The sequence below is a fragment of the Aestuarium sp. genome, from assembly GCF_023253315.1.
In the GTDB taxonomy this organism is placed as follows: Bacteria; Pseudomonadota; Alphaproteobacteria; order Rhodobacterales; family Rhodobacteraceae; genus Marivivens; species Marivivens donghaensis.
The window spans coordinates 1-549 of sequence record NZ_JALRGW010000203.1; the positions used below are offsets into that span (position 1 = coordinate 1).

Below are 549 nucleotides of genomic sequence, written 5' to 3' on the forward strand. Positions count from 1 at the left end.
CCTGTCGCTCGAAGCCGCCGCCGCCCGCGCCGAAGCCGCAGGCCTGCCCGCCGCCATCCTGTCCGACCGGATCGAAGGCGAATCCCGCGATGTCGGCCAGGTCCACGCCGCCATCGCCCGCGAAATCGCCAGCCGCAACCGCCCCTTCGCCCGCCCCGTGGTGCTGCTCTCGGGGGGCGAGACCACGGTCACCCTGCGCGCCAAGGGCCGCGGTGGGCGCAACAGCGAATTTCTGCTGGCCCTCGCGCTTGCCGCCGAACAGGTGCCCTTTGCCGCCTTGGCCGCCGATACCGACGGCATCGACGGCTCGGAATCCAACGCAGGCGCCTTTGCAACCGGCGACAGCATGGCCCGCCTGCGCAGCCTTGGCCACGATCCCGTAGCGCTTTTGACCGGCAATGACGCCTATTCCGCCTTTGAAGCCTTGGGTGACCTCTTCACCCCCGGCCCGACTGGCACCAATGTCAATGATTTCCGCGCGATCCTGATCCGCTAGCTGCCGCGATAGGTCGAATAGGCAAAGGGGCTGATCAGCAAGGGCACATGGTA

At 67.9% G+C, this 549-nt stretch carries 2 protein-coding genes; one reads left to right on the forward strand and one right to left on the reverse strand.

The window, feature by feature from the left end; translation table 11 throughout:
- Window positions 1–496, forward strand: a 496-nt coding sequence (locus AC1QQ2_RS15020) for an MOFRL family protein (protein ID WP_479713751.1), incomplete at its 5' end; no start/stop codon positions are given.
- Here AC1QQ2_RS15020 and AC1QQ2_RS15025 read toward each other — a convergent pair.
- Window positions 493–549 (reverse strand): hydroxyisourate hydrolase (locus tag AC1QQ2_RS15025; RefSeq protein ID WP_479713752.1); only part of this gene is annotated, 57 nt, incomplete at its 5' end. The two genes, AC1QQ2_RS15020 and AC1QQ2_RS15025, sit on opposite strands and share 4 nt — an antisense overlap.